Consider the following 2,808-nt stretch of genomic DNA (forward strand, 5'->3'; position numbering starts at 1 on the left):
CCACGCGGGCCACCGCGCCAGTTGCTGTTGCGACCAGCACCTGCACCGGTATCACCACGGGTGGGAATGCCTTTTTTCTTGGCGGGGTCACCCGCCCAGCTGCTGGACAACTTGGCAGATTTAACTTCTTTGCCATCGGCTGCCGCTGGTTTGGCACCCGGTGCTGCGGGTGCAGCAGGTTTGGCTGTGGGTGAACCGGCCGGTTTGTGCAGTGTGCCTTTGATCGTGCCTTTGGCGGCATCGGCGGGCTTCACAACCGGCTTGGGTTCTTCGGGCTTTTTGGGAGGTGGCACTTTTTTGCCGGGCTGCGACATCATCAAGCGAATGGCTGCAGCTTCAGCTTCCGCTTTGCGACGGCGATCAGTCAAGTCAGCGGCACGCGCCTGGTCTTCTGCCAAGCGCGCTTTGGCGTCTACCGCAGCCTGTTCTTTGGCTTGTGCTGCCGCTTGAACTTGTGCTTGCACTTTGGCAGCGGCTTGCAGGTCGACGTGGGCTTGTGCAGATTCGCTTTCAGCTTGCGCGGCGGCTTCTTTGCCTGATGGAGATTCAGTCTGAACCTGCTGCGACACAGCTTGCCGTGCCGCTTGGGCTTGCGCGGCTTGGGCTTGTTGAGCAGCAGATTCAGCGGCCGCTTGAGCGGCGGCTTGTTCTGCCGCTTGGCGTGCAGCGGCCTCTTGGGCTTCGCGCTGACGCCTGCGCTCTGCCAGCTCTTCTTCTTGGCGCCGGATCAACTCTGCTTGGCGCGACGCTTCTTGTTCGCGGCGAGCCAGATCAGCGTGGTCAATGGCTGGGGTTTGCACTTCTTGTGCATCTTGCTCAGCTTCATGTGACGCAGCTGCTGCCTCAGAAGGTGTGGCAGCTTCCTGCGGCTCATCACGCCGGACAAATGTGCGTTTCTTGCGCACTTCCACCTGAATCGTGCGGGCTTTGCCGGTGGCATCAGCCTGCTTGATTTCGGTGGTGGTTTTTTTGAGCAGTGTGATTTTTTTTCGCTCGCCCGTCGCTGTGCCGTGGCTGGCTTGCAAATAGCCCAGCAGCCGCTGTTTATCGGGCTCTGAGAGGGTGTCAGACGCGGCTGATTTGGCCACACCTGCCGATTTCAATTGCTCAAGCAATGTTTCGGTGGATTTTTTGAGTTCATTTGCAAACTCAGCGACGGTCATACTGGACATTTTTTGGGTAACCTTTAGTTCCATCCTTCACACCCACGAGGGTGTGAAGGGCTTTACAACAACTGGGTGTTCATGATCAAGACTCTTGAGCCGAAGCGTCATTGGTAAACCAATGCGCACGCGCCTTCATGATCAACGCTTTGGCTTCGTCAACAGACTGCCCGGTCAGCTCAGTGAGCTCATCCACAGCCAGATCTGCCAAGTCGTCAAGGGTGTTGACACCATTCTCAGTCAGCTTGGCCAATTGGTCAGGGGTCAAACCTTCCAGCTGGTTCAATGTTTGAGGCTCGATGCTCACCTTTTCTTCATTGACGATTTCCATGGTCAACAAGGCGTCTTTGGCACGCGCACGCAGTTCATTGACAGTGTCTTCGTCAAAACTTTCAATTTCAAGCATCTCTTCGAGTGGCACGTAGGCCACTTGCTCCAGGCTGGCAAAGCCTTCAGCAATCAACAGGTCGGCAATTTCTTCATCGACGTCGAGCTTGTCCATGAACAAGCGACGGCTGACATCCAGCTCAGAGGCTTGCTTTTGAGCTGACTCAGCTGCATCCAAAATGTTGATTTTCCAACCGGTCAGCTCGGCCGCCAGTCGCACGTTTTGACCGCCGCGGCCAATGGCAATGGCCAGGTTTTCTTCGTCTACCACCACATCCATGGCGTGGCGTTCTTCGTCCACCACAATGCTGCTGACGTTGGCTGGCGCCAGCGCGCCAATCACAAACTGCGCCGGGTCTTCGCTCCACAACACAATGTCGACGCGCTCACCGGCCAATTCGTTGGTGACGGCGTTGACACGCGTGCCACGCACACCGACACAGGTGCCAATGGGGTCCACTCGCTTGTCGTGCGACAACACGGCGATCTTGGCGCGAGAGCCGGCATCACGGGCGCAGGATTTGATCTCTAGCAAGCCCTGTTCAATTTCTGGCACTTCGTTGCGGAACAGCTCAATCATGAAGTCAGGCGCTGAGCGGCTCAGCACAATGGGTGCACCGCGCAGGGTCAAGTCGACTTCCATGATCATGGCGCGCACGCGGTCACCGGTGCGAAAATTCTCTTTGGGAATCATCTCGCCACGGCGTAGACGACCTTCCACACGCCCGGATTCGACAATCAGGTCACCCTTGTCCATGCGTTTGACCGTGCCCACAAACACTTTGTCGCCGCGCGACATGAAGTCGTTGAGCAACATTTCACGCTCAGCATCACGAATTTTTTGCAAAATCACTTGCTTAGCCGCCATGGCACCAATGCGACCAATCGGCACGGACTCGATGGTTTCTTCAATGTATTCATCGACTTCAATGTCCGGGATTTGCTCTTTGGCTTCAAAGTGCAAAATTTCCTGGTCTGGCAATTGCAACCCCGCCTCATCGGGCACCACATGCCAGCGACGGAAGGTTTCGTAAACACCGGTGTCACGGTTGAGCGACACGCGAATATCCACCTCACCGCTGTACAGCTTCTTGGTGGCTTGCGCCAATGCGGCCTCGACCGCGCCAAACACCACATCACGCTCGACGTTTTTCTCGCGTGAGATGGCATCGACCAACATTAACATTTCGCGATTCATGCCATGACTCTCCTGTTTCAATTCAAATGGGTTCAGACTCATCCAAAGGCTGCGCCGCAG

2 protein-coding genes are annotated in these 2,808 nt (G+C 56.3%); both read right to left on the reverse strand.

Annotation, left to right across the window (positions count from 1 at the left end; translation table 11 throughout):
* Positions 1–1,172, reverse strand: a 1,172-nt coding sequence (locus PHT20_RS16590) for a translation initiation factor IF-2 associated domain-containing protein (protein WP_301021401.1), incomplete at its 3' end; no start/stop codon positions are given.
* 76 nt (positions 1,173–1,248) lie between these two features.
* Positions 1,249–2,748, reverse strand: a complete 1,500-nt coding sequence (gene nusA, locus PHT20_RS16595; RefSeq protein WP_301021402.1) for a transcription termination factor NusA — start codon at positions 2,746–2,748, stop codon at positions 1,249–1,251.
* Between the last annotated feature and the right edge of the window lie 60 nt (positions 2,749–2,808).

This window comes from Rhodoferax sp., assembly GCF_028715765.1.
Taxonomy (GTDB): Bacteria; Pseudomonadota; Gammaproteobacteria; order Burkholderiales; family Burkholderiaceae_C; genus Rhodoferax.

Bases quoted from the DNA above. Each gene is read 5' to 3' on its own strand.
- nusA (WP_301021402.1), bottom strand. From the start codon at position 2,748: ATGAATCGCGAAATGTTAATGTTGGTCGATGCCATCTCACGCGAGAAA.